This window comes from Bacteroides sp. 44_46 (genome assembly GCF_001915465.1).
Classification (GTDB): Bacteria; Bacteroidota; Bacteroidia; order Bacteroidales; family Bacteroidaceae; genus Bacteroides; species Bacteroides clarus.
The window spans coordinates 178,859-197,467 of record NZ_MNQO01000018.1 but is presented as its reverse complement, the minus strand read 5'-3'; the positions used below and the strand labels follow the sequence as shown (position 1 = coordinate 197,467).

The window sequence follows — 18,609 nt, the reverse complement described above, 5'->3', positions numbered from 1 at the left end:
CAATGAGAAACCAAAGATTCCAAAATCGGGTTACGGCGGGACGCTTTACGCTTCCCGCCGCCATCCTTATATCAGTAACCTGCTGGATACTGAGCGCCATCCTATTACCCGATTTGGAAATACGAAAAGACGATTATCCCCTGTGGGACCTATTCCGTGATTCATGTATCCCGACCTGGGGCACCCGCCTTTTCAGCTTTATCCTATACTCCGTCATAGGATATTTTCTTATCGGGCTGAACAACGCGTTCGCCATCATCCGTATGCGGGCGTCCGTACAGACAGCCATTTATTTCCTGCTGGTTTCCGTCTGCCCTGCCATGCATATATTATATGCAGGAGATTTGGTGGCGGTCACTTTCCTCATAGCTCTGTATTTCCTGTTCAGAAGCTATCAGCAGGCCAAGCCCGCGAGCTATTTGTTCCATGCATTCGTATTCATGGGAATGGGAAGCCTGCTCTTCCCGCAACTGATGTTCTTCGTACCCGTATTTTGGATAGGCGCGTATAGCTTCCAGTCCCTGCACCCTAAAAGCTTTTTCGCTTCGCTCATCGGTTGGAGTGTACCTTATTGGTTCCTCTTAAGCTACACCTACCTGTCCGGACACATGGAATTATTCTATCAGCCGTTTCTGGAACTGGTGAATTTCCGCTCCATCCGATTCGGCTTCCGGCCTTGGGAATTGGCGACAATCGGATATATACTCCTTTTATATATAGTAAGTTCAAGCCACTGCTTAATTGCCGGCTATGAGGATAAGATACGTACGCGCAGTTATCTGCATTTCCTGATATTCCTGAATTTCTGCATCTTCGTCTATATAGGGTTACAACCGGCTCTATATCCTCATCTGTTCTCCCTGCTGTTAATCGGCACCAGCATTCTGATAGGACACTTATTCGTATTGACCAACAGCCGGAGCTCCAACCTGTTCTTTATCATTATGCTTGTCGGGTTATTTACTTTATTCGGATTCAATCTATGGACGCTTTTGCAGACACACTGATACAACTTCTGATTGACTGGGGATATGCAGGACTCTTTATCTCGGCCTTACTGGCGGGGAGTATCATTCCGTTCAGTTCCGAACTGGTGATGCTGGCGCTCGTCAAGGTAGGACTGAACCCCGCCGTTTGCGTCCTTGCCGCAACATTGGGAAATACGGTCGGCGGCATGACCTGCTACTACATGGGTCGGCTCGGCAAAACAGACTGGATAGAGAAATATTTCAAAGTAAAGAAGGAGAAGATTGACAAGATGCAGCGTTTTCTGCAAGGGAAAGGGGCTCTCATGGCTTTCTTCGCCTTCCTGCCTTTCGTGGGAGAGGCCATTGCCATAGCATTGGGATTTATGCGCAGCAACGTCATGCTGACCACTTCTTCCATGTTTGCGGGCAAACTGATACGATATATCGCCATGTTATTGGCCTTGCAAGGGGCATTGTCGGTGATGAGTGTTTAGCGGTTAGTGATTAATGTTTAGTGATTAGCGAGTATGGAACGGATTATAGAACGGACGGAAGACGGAAGCGCCACATTGTTTGTGCCGGAACTGAATGAGCATTATCATTCGGTAAAAGGAGCACGCACCGAATCGCAACATATCTTTATCGATATGGGGCTGAAAGCATCTGCCGCCATCCGCCCCCGCGTTTTGGAAATAGGATTCGGCACGGGACTTAACGCCCTGCTCACTTTGGAGAGTGCCGGACAAGAGAAAAGAGCCGTCCACTACACCGGCATCGAACTCTATCCCTTGTCGTGGGAAGAAGTCGATGTACTGAATTATAGCGACCATCCCTTGTTTAAGGAATTACACACGGCTCCATGGGATACAGATGTGAACATTACCCCTTATTTTACGTTACACAAAATACAAGGAGACGTAAATAAAGTGATTAGCGGTGAGCGGTTAAGGATTAGTGTTGAGCGATTAGGGATTAGCGATAAATTACCCATTAATCACTCATCACTAATCGCTAATCCCTATTTCGACCTTGTTTATTTCGACGCATTCGCCCCCGAAAAGCAGCCTGAGATGTGGAGTGAGGAGCTTTTCCGGAATATATATGCCTGCATGAACGCCAACGGCATACTGACCACCTACTGCGCCAAGGGCGTTATCCGCCGGCTTTTACAAGCCGTCGGGTTTACGGTGGAGCGGCTTCCCGGCCCGCCGGGCGGCAAACGTGAGATACTCCGAGCCACCAAAACAAAGGAATAAGCCGTCAGAAAGAAGATAAACAAAGCAACAGTTACCCTGAATTACACTTATAAAAGCCATAAATAAGATAGATGAAAAAGATATACTTTTTACTGCTCGCAACCATACTCATAGCTTCCTGCAAGCCCAAAAGCGGCCAAAGCGACAAAACCGGCGGCAAACCCGTCATTACCGTTACGCTCGAGCCTCTGCGATACTTCACCGAAGCCATTGCCGGCGACCGGTTCACAGTAGTCAGCATGGTTCCCAAAGGTACAAGTCCGGAAACCTACGACCCTACGCCGCAGCAGCTTGTAGACCTTGCCCGCAGTAAAGCCTATTTCCGCATCGGCTATATAGGCTTTGAACAAACATGGACAGATAAGCTGACAGACAACGCCCCGCACCTGCAATTCTTTGACATGTCGCAAGGCGTGGATTTGATTTACGACAATACCCACAGCCATCGGCATGCGGAAGACGGGAAGGAGCACCACCATGCCACCGGCGTAGAACCCCATATATGGAACTCCGCTACCAACGCCCAAATCATCGCGGGCAATATTCTGAGTGCGCTGTGCAGCATCGATAAAAGTAATGAAAGCGCTTACCTGGAACGCTATAATGCCCTCTGCCGCCAGATAGAGCATACCGACAGCCTCATACGGCAGACGCTCACCGCTCCCGGCGCAGACCACGCCTTTATGATTTACCACCCGGCGCTTTCCTATTTCGCCCGTGACTACGGCCTGCATCAGATTCCTATCGAAGCCGGCGGCAAAGAACCGTCACCCGCACATCTGAAGGCACTGATCGATACCTGCAAGAGCGAAAAAGTACATGTCATCTTCGTACAGCCGGAGTTCGACCGCCGCAACGCCGAAATCATCGCCAAACAAACCGGAACCCGGATTGTCGATATCAACCCCCTGTCCTACGATTGGGAAGCGGAAATGCTGAATACGGCGAAGGAGCTGAATTTAATGAAGAACTAACAATGAAACCTATTATTGAAATAAGAAACCTCAATGCCGGATACGACGGTCGCACAGTGCTTCGCGACGTAAACCTTACCGTTTACGACCGGGACTTTCTGGGCATTATCGGTCCGAACGGTGGCGGTAAGACCACTCTTATCAAATGCATTCTGGGATTGCTCAAACCCGTTTCCGGTGAAATAACTTTCACATCTCCCCGCACAACGGGCAATGCCCAACTCACTATGGGCTATCTGCCCCAATACAACAGCATAGACCGCAAGTTCCCTATCACCGTCGAAGAAGTTATTCTGTCGGGGCTCAGCAGTAAGAAATCGCTCACCTCGCGTTTCACCAAGGAACACAGGGAAAAAGCCCGTCAGGTCATTGCCCGCATGGGGCTGGAAGGGCTGGAAGAACGTGCTATCGGCGCACTGAGCGGCGGACAGCTTCAACGCGCGCTGCTGGGACGCGCCATAATCTCCGACCCCGAAGTGGTTATCCTCGACGAACCCAGCACCTATATCGATAAGCGTTTTGAAGCTCGCCTGTATCAGTTATTGGCCGAAATCAACAAAGATTGCGCCATCATACTCGTCAGCCACGACATAGGCACGGTATTGCAACAAGTAAAATCCATTGCCTGCGTCAACGAAACGCTGGATTATCATCCCGATACGGGCATTACCGGCGAATGGCTGGAACGTAACTTCAACTGCCCCATAGAGCTTCTGGGACATGGCACATTGCCGCATCGGATATTGGGCGAGCATCATCACCATTAGCATAAAGACAGAAAGTATCCGTGATACCGTCATACCGCCACAAGCCATAAGCACGCACAAAAAAGGCTGTGGCTTCCGGCAACCTATATCCGGTTAAACTGTTAGTTCACAGCGGTGAACACTTTGTTCCGATTGCAGAAAACAGTTTGTTTTCCGCCTATCAAACAGTTTGTTTCTTATAACGGAACACTTTGTTTCACCCTACGGAACAGTTTGTTACAAGGTACAAAACAACTTGTCAGCAGTAAGCCGACAAAATACGGAAGCAGGGACAGCCATCACAGCATACCCGGCAAAGCCGTCCGGACAAGGACATTTTTGAAAAACCGCCCTGAACGGACGATACGGAAAGCTTTGTTTTTTCTGAAAATTCTCCCTATATCTCTAAACCAATCCTAATAATCCGCCTTATTGTCACTCATTTAGAACTGAAATCATTATCTTTGCGCCCGTCTATAATAAAAAACGAATTTCATCCGAATGAAACAGTACAAAACCGTAAACAACCTGATTGGTTGGATTACATTTATAATTGCAGCAACGGTTTATTGCATGACTATCGAGCCGACCGCAAGTTTTTGGGACTGCCCGGAGTTCATTACCACCGGCTATAAACTGGAAGTAGGACACCCGCCCGGCGCACCGTTCTTTATGTTAGTAGCCAATCTGTTTTCTCAGTTCGCTTCCGATGCCACCACCGTTGCCAAGATGGTGAACTACATGAGCGCGCTGATGAGCGGCGCTTGTATCCTGTTCTTATTCTGGAGTATCACTCACCTGGTACGCAAACTGGTCATCACCGATGAAAACAACATCACCAAAGGACAGCTGATTACCGTCATGGGCAGCGGTCTGGTAGGTGCATTGGCATATACATTCAGTGATACATTCTGGTTCAGCGCCGTAGAGGGTGAGGTATACGCCTTTTCCTCACTGTTTACGGCGGTGGTGTTCTGGCTGATACTGAAGTGGGAAGATGTAGCGGACGAGCCGCATTCCGACCGCTGGCTGATTCTTATCGCCTACCTCACCGGACTGAGTATCGGTGTTCACTTGCTGAACCTGCTCTGTCTCCCTGCCATCGTGCTGGTATACTACTATAAAAAAGTGCCCGATGCCAACGCAAAAGGCTCTCTGCTGGCGCTTCTCGCATCCATGGTGCTGGTAGCGGCCGTACTGTACGGTATCGTTCCGGGTATTGTAAAAGTGGGCGGCTGGTTCGAGCTGTTCTCCGTCAATACGCTCGGCATGTCGTTCAACAGCGGCGTCATCGTATATATCATCTTGCTGGCGGCCTGCCTTATCTGGGGTGTATACGAAAGCTACAATGAAAAGAGCAAGTCGCGTATGGCGCTCTCGTTCATACTGACCATAGCCATGTTGGGTATTCCTTTCTATGGTCATGGCAGCAGTTCCGTGATTATCGGCATCATCGTCATCGCGCTGTTATGGCTCTACCTCAAACCGGGTACGCAGGAGAAGATTAAAGAGAAATACCGTGTATCGGCGCGTACGCTGAACACATCTCTGTTGTGCACCATGATGATTGTCATCGGATATTCATCCTATGCGCTTATCGTAATCCGTTCCACCGCCAATACGCCGATGGACCAGAACTCACCGGAAGACATCTTCACGCTGGGCGAATATCTGGGACGCGAGCAATACGGTACACGACCGCTGTTCTACGGCCCGGCCTACTCCTCACAGGTAGCTCTGGACGTGAAAGACGGGTATTGCGAACCGCGCATTTCCTACAACGGAACCAAATATATCCGCAAGGAGAAAGCCGCTGCCGATGAAAAGGACAGCTACATCGAAATTCCGGGACGTATCGAATACGAATACGCGCAGAATATGCTCTTCCCGCGCATGTACAGCAGCGCGCACACCAACCAATATCAAGCCTGGCAGGATATCAAAGGGTATGATGTGCCCTACGACAAATGCGGCGAAATGATTATGGTAACCATGCCCACGCAGTGGGAAAACATCAAGTTCTTCTTCTCCTACCAGCTCAACTGGATGTACTGGCGCTACTTTATGTGGAACTTTGCCGGACGCCAGAACGACTTGCAGGGCAGCGGAGAAATAGAGCACGGCAACTGGATTACCGGTATCAAGTTCATTGACAACATGCTCGTAGGCAATCAGGACTTGCTGCCGAAAGAGCTGAAAGAGAATAAAGGGCATAACGTATTCTACTGCCTGCCGCTGTTGCTCGGAATTATCGGTCTGTTGTGGCAGGCCTACCGCGGCCAGAAAGGTATCCAGCAGTTCTGGGTAGTGTTCTTCCTTTTCTTCATGACCGGTATAGCGATTGTGCTCTATCTGAACCAGACGCCAAGCCAGCCGCGTGAACGCGACTACGCGTATGCGGGTTCGTTCTACGCTTTCGCCATCTGGATAGGCATGGGTGTGGCAGGCATCATCCGCCTGTTGCAGCATTATGCCAAGATGAAGGAGCTTCCCGCCGCGGCCATCGTTTCAGTGGCCTGTCTTTTTGTTCCCATACAGATGGCAAGCCAGACCTGGGACGACCACGACCGCAGCGGCCGTTATGTGGCACGTGATTTCGGTCAGAATTACCTGATGTCATTGCAGGAGACGGGCAATCCCATCATCTACACCAACGGTGATAACGATACTTTCCCCCTGTGGTACAACCAAGAGACGGAAGGTTTCCGCACCGATGCCCGTACTTGTAACCTCAGCTACCTGCAGACCGACTGGTACATCGACCAGATGAAGCGTCCCGCCTACGACTCTCCTTCTCTGCCTATCACGTGGGACCGTATGGAGTACGTGGAAGGTACCAACGAATATGTTCCGGTACGCCCCGAATACAAGAAGAGCATCGATGCCCTGTATGCCGAAGCAGAGAAACAAGCCCTGAGCGGTAATACCGAAGCACTGATAAACGTGAAGAAAGAATTCGGCGACAATCCTTACGAGCTTAAAAACATCCTGAAATACTGGATACGCAGCAAGAACGAGGACTTGAAAGTGATTCCCACCGACAGCATCGTGATGAAAGTGGATAAGGAAGCCGTACGCCGCAGCGGCATGATGATACCGGGTGATTCCATCCCCGACTATATGCACATCTCGCTGAAAGGCAAACGCGCCCTCTACAAGAGCGAACTTATGATGCTCGAGATGTTGGCGGAAGCCAATTGGGAGCGTCCTATCTACATCGCAGTGAGCGTAGGGCCGGAGAACCAGTTGAATATGGGTAACCACTTCATTCAGGAAGGTCTTACCTACCGTTTCACTCCGTTCGATACGGACAAATTGGGTGTGAAGATCGACAGCGAAAAGATGTACGACAACCTGATGAACAAGTTCAAGTTCGGCGGTATCGACAAGCCGGGTATCTACATTGACGAGAATACGATGCGTATGTGTCACTCGCATCGCCGTATCTTCTCCCAGCTCGTGCAGCAACTGATACGCGAGGGCAAGAAGGATAAGGCGAAAGCCGCGTTGGACTATGCCGAGAAGATGATTCCCGCCTTCAACGTACCATACGACTGGCAGAACGGCGCCGTACAAATGGCTGAAGCGTATTACCAGTTAGGCGATTCCGCAAAAGCCGACGAAATGATGAAAGCGCTTGCCAACAAAGCCGTGGAATACCTCACCTGGTATCTGAGCATGGACGACAGCCGCTTCGTTATCTCTACCCGTGAGTTTGAATACCACTGGGCAGTACTCGATGCCGAAGTAAAGATTATGAAGAAATACAATTCCAAACTGGCGGAAATCTACGAACCGAAAGTAGAAGAGTTGTACAACTTATATGTAGAAAGACTTAAACAGTGATAAGCGGATAGTGGTGGGTGATTGGCAAATAACTGTTTGCCAACTACTCACCACTGCACGCTTATCACTAATCACTAACCGTTAACCACTGATTAATCGTGTTTATAGAACAGCCTCCCGAGTTCGTTCGTAAATTATACCCCAGCGCCGTCTGGCGAATGGACCCGAATGAGAGAGCCATTTATCTGACTTTTGACGATGGGCCTATCCCTGAAGTTACTCCCTGGGTTCTTGATTTGCTTGACAAATACGGTATAAAGGCCACCTTCTTTATGGTAGGTGACAATATCCGTAAACATCCTGATGAGTTCCAAATGGTTGTGGAGCGGGGACATCGCATCGGTAACCATACCTTCAACCACCTCAGAGGATTTGAATATAACTTCAAAGACTATCTGGCCAATGCGGAGAAAGCCAATGAGGTGATGAAAACGGATTTATTCCGTCCTCCGCACGGACACATGGGATGGACACAGTATATGATACTGAAACGTCGCTATAAGATAATAATGTGGGATTTGGTAACGCGCGATTATAGTAAGAAGCTGCGCGGTCCTCAGGTGCTTGCCAACGTAATGAGATACGCGCGCAATGGTTCCATCATCACGTTTCACGATTCCTTAAAGTCCTGGAACAACGGAAATCTGCAATACGCACTACCGCGGGCAATAGAATTTCTGAAAGAAGAAGGGTACGAGTTTAAACTGTTATAGAGTTATGGGAGTTAAAAGTTGAGAGTTGAAAGTCAGGATGCGCGATTATGCCGCATTAAACTTTCAACTCTCAACTTTTAACTTTCAAATCTTTCTGCTTTCTCAGTTTACTTTTATCGTCAACGGATTGCGTACTTTCTGAGCGAAATCAGCCATATACCGGTTCCAGGCATCAGCAGTCTTTATATCCGCTTTGTCCCATGCAAAGCCCCAATAATATACATATTCCGAACCCGGTTCGTAATCGCTGACAGCAAGTACATGGCCGTCGGCATTATTACGTTCCTTCTTCTCCTGTTCAGAGAAAAGTACGGTTTTCGCATCCTTGACAACAGTGGGAACAGCGGCACCCATAAAGATTTTACCATTATCAGGACCGGTAGTAGGGTCTACATAAGTAATGTAACCGTTGGCAGCATCGGCAACAACAGCTCCATCGGGTTCATGCAGTACGATACCTGCAACGATAGGCAATGTTTCTTTCAGGTTGCTGTATGATACGGCAGTCCTGTTCAAATGAGAACCTGCGTCAAGTGTAATCAAACGTGTTTCCACCACAGTCGAGTCACCCTTTACAGTCAGAGGGGTGAACTCCAGCTTCACCGTAAAACGCAACGGGCCGTTATCCAGAATCTCCTGATTCTTATAGCACCATGGGTAGATGATGCTGTCGTTTACCATCAGTGCGGCCACACCGGCTCCCAGCGTAGGGCCTACTGCATAGCAGTCCATACCGTAACCGTGGTCAATGTGATAAGAACGTTCACGGCTCAGTTCGGCAGCGGCTTTCGGATCGGTCTTTTTCAGTTCAGCAATCTTAGCCCGGGTTTCTTTGTTCAGTTCTTTGGCGTACATAGCTTCCAGTATCGGTTCGGTAGTATTATACTTCGTAAACAAGTCATAACCGAAGCCACGCTCTCCTTTGGCCTGCAAAGCGGGACCGTAAGCGCGGAAAGCCACCAAATCATTCTCCCAAGCCATATCATCCATACGTTCGGGGTAGCATTTACCGCAAGCCTTTACATCAAAAGCCTCGGGTGTACCGGTTTGGATGGTATACGTAGCGGCGCCATTGGCAGCTATCGTAGCCGGAAATATCACCTTGCCGTCGTACGTAATCTGATAAGGCACTTGCTGCCCGTCGGCATCCAATACCACAATCTGTGCCGTGTCTGCCAAACCCAAACGGTTTGTAATAGTCTCCATAGACACCTCTACCATTTCATTAGAGCGCTCCATGGCCAACGGATTGGTTACCGTAACGGTTACCGTCTTGCTGTCGTTACAAGCGAAGCAAAACAGAGCCGTCATACATAATAAAAGAAGTTTCTTCATATTGAATAAATAATGTGATAATACGGTAATGTAATAGGGTGGTAATGCGATGATGCGATAGGGTAATAAGCAGCCTGATTAAAAAAATAAGGCGGTAAAGTAATATTCCTTATCACTTACCGCCTTACCACCTTATCACCTTATTATTTAGGTTGTTTTCCGATATAAGCCAAGATACCGCCGTCAACGTACAGGATGTGTCCGTTAACCGCGTTAGAAGCCTCGGAAGCCAAGAATACAGCAGGACCTGTAAGTTCTTCCGGATCCAACCAACGACCGGCCGGAGTCTTAGCGCAAATGAATGAATCGAACGGGTGACGGCTGCCGTCAGCTTGTTTCTCACGCAACGGAGCAGTCTGCGGAGTAGCGATATAACCCGGGCCGATACCATTACATTGGATGTTGTATTCACCGTATTCAGAGCAGATGTTACGAGTCAGCATCTTCAAACCACCCTTAGCGGCAGCGTATGCAGATACAGTCTCACGACCCAATTCAGACATCATAGAACAGATGTTGATGATTTTACCATGACCCTTCTTCATCATTGCGGGCAGAACTGCCTTGGAAACGATGAACGGAGCATTCAAGTCGATGTCGATAACTTTACGGAAATCAGCAGCTTCCATTTCGTGCATAGGAATACGACGGATAATACCCGCATTGTTAACCAAAATATCAACAGAACCTACTTCTTTCTCAATAGTGGCTACCATAGCCTGAACAGCAGGTTCATCAGTTACGTCGCATACATAACCATGTGCTTGGATACCCTTTTCGGCATAAGCAGCTATACCTTTATCTACCAATTCCTGGTTGATATCGTTAAAACAGATTTTTGCACCTTGTTCTGCAAAAGCCGAAGCGATAGCAAAACCGATACCATAAGAAGCACCTGTAACGAGGGCTACTTTACCTTCCAAAGAAAAATTCAAATACTGATTCATGATGTTTATTTATTTTAGGTTGAAAAAATAGTGTTATTTCAAGTCTGTTATCAAAGAGAAGTCCTGATCGCCGTAATCCAGGTTCTCACCGCCCATACCCCATATAAAGGTATAATTGTGCGTAGCCGCGGCCGAGTGAATAGACCATTCGGGAGAAAGAACAGCCTGGTCGCCTTTCATCCACACGTGGCGGGTTTCGTCCACTTCACCCATAAAGTGGCAGATAGCGTGGTCTTCCGGAATCTCAAAATAGAAATAAGCTTCCATACGACGGCTGTGAACGTGCGCGGGCATCGTATTCCATACGCTGCCCGGAGCGAGTTCCGTCATACCCATCTGCAATTGACAGGTCGGCAACACTTGATTTACCAGCATCTTGTTGATATTGCGATGATTGGAACCTTCCAAAGAGCCCATTTCAGCCACAACCGCATCTTTCTTCGTCACTTTCTTATCGGGATAGTTGCGATGAGCCGTTACGGAATTAAAGTAGAACTTAGCCGGGTGGGCTGCATCCTTACTCTCAAACGTAACTTCACGGTCGCCCGAACCCAAGTAAAGGGCTTCCTTATAATCCATTTCGAATACGGCGTTACCGGCTCTCACCACACCCGGACCGCCTACATTGAAAATACCCATTTCGCGACGGGTCAGGAAATAAGGAGCTTTTAAAGGCTCAATCGCTTCCAATGGCAACACCTCGCCTACCGGCATGGCGCCACCTACCACCATACGGTCGTACATGGAATATACCATATTTACTTCATCAGGGGAGAATACTTTCTCTATAAGGAAATCGCGACGGATTCTTTTTGTATCATAACTTTTCGCATCTTCCGGATGTGCAGCGTAGCGAATTTCATAGTTCGTTTTCATGATTTTATTACGTTTTTAAGTTATCAAACCAATAGTCGTGCAGTACGTCGTTTACGTACACGATTGCAAATGTAGCAAAAGAAAACGGCAAAACATTGCTTTTTTGTCCTAATTATCTATCAATATTGTACAAAGAAAAGAAAAATCATTAGAAATGCCCTCATATTTAATGAATAATTCAAAAGAAAAAATTGGCACCAACACAATATAGAGTTCTCCAATCCTTTACCTTCCGATTGTGAGTTAAACGAAAAAAGCTCCGACAATCATCGACTGTCAGAGCTTTTTTCGTTGGACTACCAAGATTCGAACTTGGACAAACAGAACCAAAACCTGTTGTGCTACCATTACACCATAGTCCAAACATATGCGCTTTCTGTTAAAAAGCGGTGCAAAGATAGAGGTATGTCCCGAAATATGCAAATATTTCGGGACATTTTTTCATATCCGTATCTTATTTTGCTATAATCAGATAATAATTCTTCTTACCGCGTTGTACCAGCAGATACTTATCATCCAACAAATCGGCAGTTGTAACGACCTGGTCGAAAGCCGCCAGCTTTTCTTTGTTCAAAGAGACACCGCCGCCTTGTACCAACTTACGCATCTCGCCTTTGGACGCAAATACAGCTGCGTTGTCTACAAACAGATCGACCGCCTTCACACCCGCCGCCAACGCATCACGGGACACCTCGAACTGAGGTACACCCTCAAATACGGCCAGCAACGTATCTTCGTCCAATTTTTTCAACGCCTCTGAAGTAGCATTGCCGAAAAGGATATTGGAAGCATCGACAGCCGCATTGTAGTCCTCTTCGGAGTGTACCATAATGGTAACTTCCTTAGCCAGACGCTTCTGCAGAACACGCAAATGCGGAGCCGCTTCGTGCTCGGCCGTCAGAGCCTCGATTTCCTCTTTAGTCAGGGAAGTAAATATCTTGATGTAGCGGGCTGCATCGGCATCGCTCACGTTCAGCCAGAACTGGTAGAACTTATAAGGGGACGTATAACGGGGATCGAGCCATATATTGCCGGATTCCGTCTTACCGAATTTACCGCCGTCCGCCTTTGTAATCAGAGGGCTTGTCAGGGCAAATACCTCGCCTCCATTGGTACGGCGAATCAGCTCGGCTCCCGTAGTGATGTTACCCCATTGGTCCGAACCGCCCATTTGCAGCTTGCAGCCTTTGGTTTCATACAAGTGCAGGAAGTCGTAACCTTGCAACAGCTGGTAAGTGAATTCAGTGAAAGAAAGACCGTCGCGGGCCTCACCGTTCAAACGCTTCTTCACCGAGTCCTTAGCCATCATATAGTTTACGGTGATATGCTTACCTACCTCGCGAGCGAAATCAAGGAAACTGAAATCCTTCATCCAATCGTAGTTGTTCACCAACTCCGCACGGTTAGGGGCATCCGATTCAAAATCCAGAAACTTGCTCAACTGTTTCTTCATGCCTGCCATATTGCGTTGCAGTGTTTCTTCAGTGAGCAAATTGCGTTCTGCCGACTTACCGGAAGGGTCGCCAATCATACCCGTAGCACCGCCAATCAGCGCCAACGGCTTGTGGCCGCAGCGCTGGAAGTGGCGCAATATCATCACACTGCAAAGGTGTCCGATATGCAGAGAGTCCGCCGTAGGGTCGAAACCGATGTATGCAGTAACTTGTTCCTTTGCCAACAGTTCTTCCGTACCCGGCATCATATCGTGGAGCATGCCACGCCATTTTAATTCTTCTACAAAATTCATCGAATGATTAACTATTAATTATTTGATTTATACTTTGTCTGCGACAAAAGTACGACTCTTTATCCTAACAAACAACTCTTATTGTTTAAAAAAGACTTTGGTGATATTTTCCTGCAGTGCCTCCGTAAGCTCAGCTAAAGATACGCAACGGACTTGGGCTGCCCGGCTATACACATCCGCAATCGGCACGTCACTCTCGTCAGTTTCCAGGAACAAGCGACCGGAAGGAGTAATCCGCAGGGCTTCTTCCTGATACTTTTCTCCGAAAGAGAGGTAAAACCCGTGTCTCAGATATTCCTCCGCCAGAACCGCCTTCCCGCGAAAACCATGAATAATCCAGGGATTAGTCGGCTTTATCTGCCGTTTTAGCTTCAGCAACTCATCCATGGCCTTTACCAGATGAATGACCAAAGGCTTACCAAGCTCCATAGACAACCGTGCCTGATATTCAAAAACTTCTATCTGTACAGCCTGCGGAGCGTCAGCCAATTTATCCAAACCGGCTTCTCCTACGGCAAGAACCTGCGGATGCCCGGCTAAAGAAGCCAAAATATCCATTTCATGCCGAACTGCCGGAGTAGCAGCCGTCGGAATATGCCAGGGATGCATGCCTACCGAATACCACTCCCCCGCCTCCGGAACAAAAGTATCGGGATAACGGTTCACAATAGCCGTTCCGGGAATTTGCGGCAACTGATGCGCGTGTATATCAACAGGAATTTTCATGGAACAGGATCATATCCGGAGCCACCCCAGGGGTGACAACGCAATATACGTTTTATCGCCAGATAAAGTCCCTTAAAAGGACCGTGTTTCTTAATGGCCTCAACAGCATATTGAGAACAGGTCGGAGTAAATCTGCACGACGGGGACGTCATGGGTGAAATGCACTTCCGGTAAAAATAAATAGGAAGCAACAACAGATAGGAAAGCAGGCGTTTCATGGCTTCAGAGGGGTTACCGCTACATCCGCATCTTGTGCCGCCACTTTCTCGGCGATACGCGCCAAAGCCGTCTTTACCCTCTCCTCTATCACAGCAGATTCCACCAGCTGATCGGAGAGATAAATAAAGGCGATAGCCAGTCGGCACTGCTTTTCCGCCAACACATTCAGCAACTCATGCTTGTTTACACGATAGGCCTCACGTATCTGGCGCTTCACACGGTTACGCTTCACCGCACGTTTGAAACGGCGCTTTGAAACACTGATAAGAATAGAAGCATCCGCCTCCAACTCCTCTACCGGCAAATACACCACACGCAACGGGAAAACCGAGAACGAACGAGAACCGCCCGCAAACATCTTCTCTATTATCTTTTTTTTATCCAGCCTTTCGACTTTATGTAAGGTATTTGCCATGAATGAACTATAAATTAGGAATGAAAATGAAGAATTATAAAAAACGAGCTACAAGGTCTGCGACATCTGAAATACCACACCTGTAGCCCGTAATTTCTATTGTTACAACTACAAGCCACAAGCCAACAGGCTCATAACCTATAATTCATAACTCATAATACCTTTCACTTTCCTTTGTTGTTCTCCTTAATGAACATATCGAGCGCTGCCGTCATAGAGGGCGCTTGTACACAGGGAGCTTCCAAGTCCAAGCGAAGTCCGGCGTCACGCACAGCTTGCGCTGTTGTAGAACCGAATGTTCCGATCTTAATTTCTTTCTGTTCGAAATCCGGGAAATTCTTCTTCAAAGAAGACACACCTGCAGGACTAAAGAATACCAGCATATCATAGTCAAACTTCTCGTCCGGAGTAAAGTCATTACTTACCGTACGGTACATAACTACTTCCGTATGCTGAATCTTGCTCTTATCCAGCAAATTCTTAATATCCTCTGTATGCACATCCGACATTGGCACTAAGTACTTTTCAGTCTTATGCTTTACAATCGAAGGCAACAAATCGTCAAACTTCCCGGTATTTCCAAAGAAAATCTTACGCTTGCGGTATTGTACATACTTCTGGATGTACAAAGCAATCGTCTCCGTCACACAGAAATACTTCATGGTTTCGGGGATTGTCACACGCAATTCCGTACAAAGATGAAAAAAGTGATCGATTGCATGACGCGAAGTGAAAATCACGGCAGTATGGTCTAATATAGACACTTTTTGCTGTCTGAACTCTTTCGCTGAAAGGCTCTCTACTTTGATAAAGCAATGTCGTAGTAAGGAGATTTCTCTGATGCCGGTTTCGGCTGCGACACAAGTACTTTCTTAATTTTCAACGTCCTAAAATTTTATTATCAAATAATCGTTTAGTTGTATCACCCCTTGATATAACATAAAACAAGGCATGATTTCAAGGGCACAAAAGTACAAAATTAAAAGGAAACTGCCATGTAAATTATTACAAAAAAGCTTTAACCACTTATATAACATCAATATTTTAGTAAAAAAGGCTAAAATCAATCCAATTATTATTGTAAGTTGCAGGTTTAAATCGAAGTAGACTATGAATAAAGCAAACGGGAAAAGGGTAAAACCAAGGTAATAAAGCAGGGTAGAATACGATTCAAGCCAAAGCGTTGTAGTGCTTTCGTCAAAAAAAATCCAACCTAATACAGAATAGAGAACCCATTTCAGAAATAAATAAAAGAGACTTACTCCGATATAAATGCCCAATAACAGAAAAGGAGAAACATGATGCACCAATTCCGGCTGAATATCATTACAATAATTAAAAATACAGACTCCGGAAAGTATGCAAGTCTGCAAAATCAACAACAGCAGATAGCGCATATCACCGGCCGTTGAAGTTGCAAATATACTGGTACGCTCACGATGTAACAAAAAATCCTTGACTAGCTGCAATAGAAACCGACGACTACGGGAAAGAACATAGGCCGACAGAAAGAAACAGCATAACAAAACAATGGTAATGCCATCATCCATTCTTGGAGAATACGGAATAGGGATACCTTCCGCTCCACCAACCGTCCATGTCATCAACCAATTTGTCATATTGCCGCAAACTTACGGATAGAAGCATCCCACAAAGGAATAGTATGTACTAATTCAACAGCCTCCTGCGCTGTTTCGGCCACATGCCAGATAGCACCGTGTTGCGCACGCATAAAGTTCTCCTCTACCGCTCTCTGAAGCATGGCGAGCAAGGAGTCGAAATATCCCTTGATATTCAATATAACTATCGGATTCAGATACAACCCTAGTTGTTTCCAGGTAATAATTTCAAGCAATTCTTCCAAAGTACCGCAACCACCGGGCAATGCTATCACAGCATCGCTTAAATCTGCCATGAGTTTCTTACGCTCATGCATATTTTCCACTTCTACAAGCTTGGTCAATCCAGTATGATGCCACTTCTGCTCAACCATAAAACGAGGTATCACACCGGTAACTTCACCTCCCGCCGCAAGTACCGCATCTGAAACCGCAGACATAAGTCCCATATTACCGGCACCATTAATTAAACGGATATGCTGCCGGCCCAACAATGTGCCCAAGTCATGGGCCGCATCAAAATAAACAGGATCGATTTTGGTACTGGAAGCGCTGTAAACACACACAGAGTTTATCTTATTCATCATCTTTTAGCTATATCAATTATACTTTGTTGCAAAGGTATATGATTTTAAGGAGATTTGAAAAAAGAAGCTGCTCATTCTACTCCGGAATATTCCGAAAGCAGAAAGGCAGCTTTCTATTATAAATAGCTTGTAAAGCTATGCTGATTACTGTTTTAATAAAAAACGAAGAATAAGGAATTAGAGACCGAAGGCCGCTTTCACTTTATCAACGTAATCCAATTTTTCCCATGTAAAGAGCTCGACAGTCACATCCTTATCACCCTCATAACGGGATTTGAAATGCTTGGTGATAACCTGCGGCTCGCGTCCCATATGACCGTAAGCAGCGGTTTCCTGATAGATAGGATTACGCAACTTCAAGCGGTCTTCAATAGCTTTCGGGCGAAGGTCGAAAAGTTCATCAATTTTTTGAGCAATCTCGCCATCGCTCATATTTACATGACCGCGACCGTAAGTGTTCACATATATATTGATAGGACGTGCCACACCGATGGCGTAAGACACCTGCACCAACATTTCATCCGCTACACCTGCAGCAACCAAATTCTTGGCTATGTGACGGGCGGCATACGCAGCGCTACGGTCTACCTTACTGGGGTCTTTACCGGAGAAAGCGCCACCTCCATGCGCACCTTTACCGCCGTAAGTATCCACAATAATCTTACGTCCGGTCAAACCGGTATCTCCATGAGGACCGCCGATGACAAATTTACCCGTAGGATTGACATGGTATTTAATATTATCGTTGAACAGTGACAATACTTTCTCATGATGGATAGAAGCGATGACACGAGGCATCAGAATATTAATGACATCATTGCGGATGATACCCAACATTTCCTCATCCGCTTTCAATTGCGCAGCTTCACTGTCATCGGCAGGCAGAATAAAATCATCATGCTGAGTAGAAACTACGATCGTATCGATACGGACTGGATTACCGTTATCATCATATTCAATGGTTACCTGGCTTTTGGAATCCGGACGAAGATAAGTCATTACCTCTCCTTCACGACGGATATCCGCCAATACTTGCAGAATACGATGGGCAAGATCCAATGAAAGCGGCATATAATTCTCCGTCTCATTAGTAGCATAACCAAACATCATGCCCTGATCGCCTGCGCCCTGCTCCATAGGGTCCTGACGTTCTACACCACGATTGATATCGGGGCTTTGCTCATGGATAGCGGAAAGCACGCCGCACGAATTACTTTCGAACATATACTCACCTTTGGTATAGCCGATTTTCTTAATTACTTCACGTGCGATAAGTTGAAGATCAACATACGCCTTGGTTTTCACTTCTCCAGCCAGCACTACCTGTCCGGTAGTAACCAGAGTTTCGGCCAACAGTTTGTCAAGCACAGCGTCCGATATTTGATCGGCCACTTTGTCGGGGTGTCCTTCAGACACCGATTCGGATGTGAATAAATATCCCATTTCAATTAAAAATTAAAAATGAACAATTAAAAATGGAAATGAGGAGAAGTTTCATCAATGAGTAGGCATGCAAATCTTGGTACACCGCGGTACTGTCAGAAAAGGATGTGTTTTAGCATTTTTTTCTGTGGTTGCAAGCTACTCAAATCTTTCCACATATCATTTTCGAGCGCAAAGATAAAGGTTTTATGG

The 18,609-nt window shown here is 46.8% G+C and carries 17 protein-coding genes, 1 tRNA gene and 1 pseudogene; 7 read left to right on the top strand and 12 right to left on the bottom strand.

What is annotated here, in order from left to right; translation table 11 throughout:
* The first annotated feature begins 2 nt into the window (after window positions 1-2).
* From BHV73_RS10390 to BHV73_RS10360, 7 genes are all read left to right on the top strand, one after another.
* Window positions 3-1,007 (top strand): hypothetical protein, encoded by a 1,005-nt coding sequence (locus BHV73_RS10390; protein ID WP_286738231.1) that lies wholly within the window; start codon window positions 3-5, stop codon window positions 1,005-1,007.
* A complete protein-coding gene (locus BHV73_RS10385) occupies window positions 983-1,462 on the top strand; it encodes a YqaA family protein (protein ID WP_009122063.1) in 480 nt (159 codons plus the stop codon). Before BHV73_RS10390 ends, BHV73_RS10385 begins: the two co-directional genes overlap by 25 nt.
* Before the next feature lie 33 nt (window positions 1,463-1,495).
* Window positions 1,496-2,224, top strand: coding sequence for a tRNA (5-methylaminomethyl-2-thiouridine)(34)-methyltransferase MnmC2 (mnmC2, locus tag BHV73_RS10380; RefSeq protein WP_286738229.1), 729 nt, complete (start codon window positions 1,496-1,498; stop codon window positions 2,222-2,224).
* 71 nt (window positions 2,225-2,295) lie between these two features.
* Complete coding sequence (locus tag BHV73_RS10375) at window positions 2,296-3,198, top strand: metal ABC transporter solute-binding protein, Zn/Mn family (RefSeq protein ID WP_286738227.1); 903 nt, start codon at window positions 2,296-2,298, stop codon at window positions 3,196-3,198.
* 2 nt (window positions 3,199-3,200) lie between these two features.
* Window positions 3,201-3,965 carry a metal ABC transporter ATP-binding protein gene (locus BHV73_RS10370; protein WP_009122060.1) on the top strand — a complete coding sequence of 255 codons (765 nt, stop codon included), beginning with the start codon at window positions 3,201-3,203 and terminating at the stop codon, window positions 3,963-3,965.
* Window positions 3,966-4,445: 480 nt separating this feature from the next.
* Complete coding sequence (locus BHV73_RS10365) at window positions 4,446-7,790, top strand: glycosyltransferase family 117 protein (RefSeq protein WP_286738225.1); 3,345 nt, start codon at window positions 4,446-4,448, stop codon at window positions 7,788-7,790.
* A 98-nt stretch (window positions 7,791-7,888) separates the two neighbouring features.
* Complete coding sequence (locus BHV73_RS10360; protein WP_022218661.1) at window positions 7,889-8,503, top strand: polysaccharide deacetylase family protein; 615 nt, start codon at window positions 7,889-7,891, stop codon at window positions 8,501-8,503.
* Window positions 8,504-8,605: 102 nt separating this feature from the next.
* Here BHV73_RS10360 and BHV73_RS10355 read toward each other — a convergent pair whose 3' ends face one another.
* The 12 genes and pseudogenes from BHV73_RS10355 to metK form a co-directional block, all read right to left on the bottom strand.
* Entirely contained in the window at window positions 8,606-9,838 is a 1,233-nt protein-coding gene (locus BHV73_RS10355) for a BT3233 family polysaccharide utilization protein (protein ID WP_009122056.1), read from the bottom strand.
* A 143-nt stretch (window positions 9,839-9,981) separates the two neighbouring features.
* Complete coding sequence (locus BHV73_RS10350) at window positions 9,982-10,785, bottom strand: gluconate 5-dehydrogenase (protein ID WP_009122055.1); 804 nt, start codon at window positions 10,783-10,785, stop codon at window positions 9,982-9,984.
* 33 nt (window positions 10,786-10,818) lie between these two features.
* A complete protein-coding gene (kduI, locus tag BHV73_RS10345; protein WP_009122054.1) occupies window positions 10,819-11,661 on the bottom strand; it encodes a 5-dehydro-4-deoxy-D-glucuronate isomerase in 843 nt (280 codons plus the stop codon).
* A gap of 291 nt (window positions 11,662-11,952) precedes the next feature.
* Window positions 11,953-12,023: transfer RNA gene (locus BHV73_RS10340), tRNA-Gln, on the bottom strand.
* A gap of 92 nt (window positions 12,024-12,115) precedes the next feature.
* Window positions 12,116-13,408: a tyrosine--tRNA ligase gene (tyrS, locus tag BHV73_RS10335; RefSeq protein WP_009122053.1), complete on the bottom strand. Its 1,293-nt coding sequence runs from the start codon at window positions 13,406-13,408 to the stop codon at window positions 12,116-12,118.
* A 78-nt stretch (window positions 13,409-13,486) separates the two neighbouring features.
* Complete coding sequence (locus tag BHV73_RS10330) at window positions 13,487-14,134, bottom strand: TatD family hydrolase (protein ID WP_195621346.1); 648 nt, start codon at window positions 14,132-14,134, stop codon at window positions 13,487-13,489.
* Window positions 14,131-14,352, bottom strand: coding sequence for a membrane protein insertion efficiency factor YidD (gene yidD, locus BHV73_RS10325; RefSeq protein ID WP_009122051.1), 222 nt, complete (start codon window positions 14,350-14,352; stop codon window positions 14,131-14,133). The genes BHV73_RS10330 and yidD overlap by 4 nt, the downstream gene beginning before the upstream one ends.
* The gene (rnpA, locus tag BHV73_RS10320) at window positions 14,349-14,768 is read right to left on the bottom strand and encodes a ribonuclease P protein component (protein WP_087412173.1); all 420 of its coding nucleotides are present in this window, start codon (window positions 14,766-14,768) and stop codon (window positions 14,349-14,351) included. Before rnpA ends, yidD begins: the two co-directional genes overlap by 4 nt.
* Before the next feature lie 164 nt (window positions 14,769-14,932).
* Window positions 14,933-15,651, bottom strand: a pseudogene (locus tag BHV73_RS10315) (uroporphyrinogen-III synthase).
* 4 nt (window positions 15,652-15,655) lie between these two features.
* Complete coding sequence (locus BHV73_RS10310) at window positions 15,656-16,387, bottom strand: DUF4271 domain-containing protein (protein WP_087412174.1); 732 nt, start codon at window positions 16,385-16,387, stop codon at window positions 15,656-15,658.
* The gene (locus BHV73_RS10305) at window positions 16,384-16,971 is read right to left on the bottom strand and encodes an LOG family protein (protein WP_118045490.1); all 588 of its coding nucleotides are present in this window, start codon (window positions 16,969-16,971) and stop codon (window positions 16,384-16,386) included. The genes BHV73_RS10310 and BHV73_RS10305 overlap by 4 nt, the downstream gene beginning before the upstream one ends.
* A 180-nt stretch (window positions 16,972-17,151) precedes the next feature.
* A complete protein-coding gene (gene metK, locus BHV73_RS10300) occupies window positions 17,152-18,417 on the bottom strand; it encodes a methionine adenosyltransferase (protein ID WP_286738218.1) in 1,266 nt (421 codons plus the stop codon).
* Window positions 18,418-18,609: the final 192 nt, after the last annotated feature.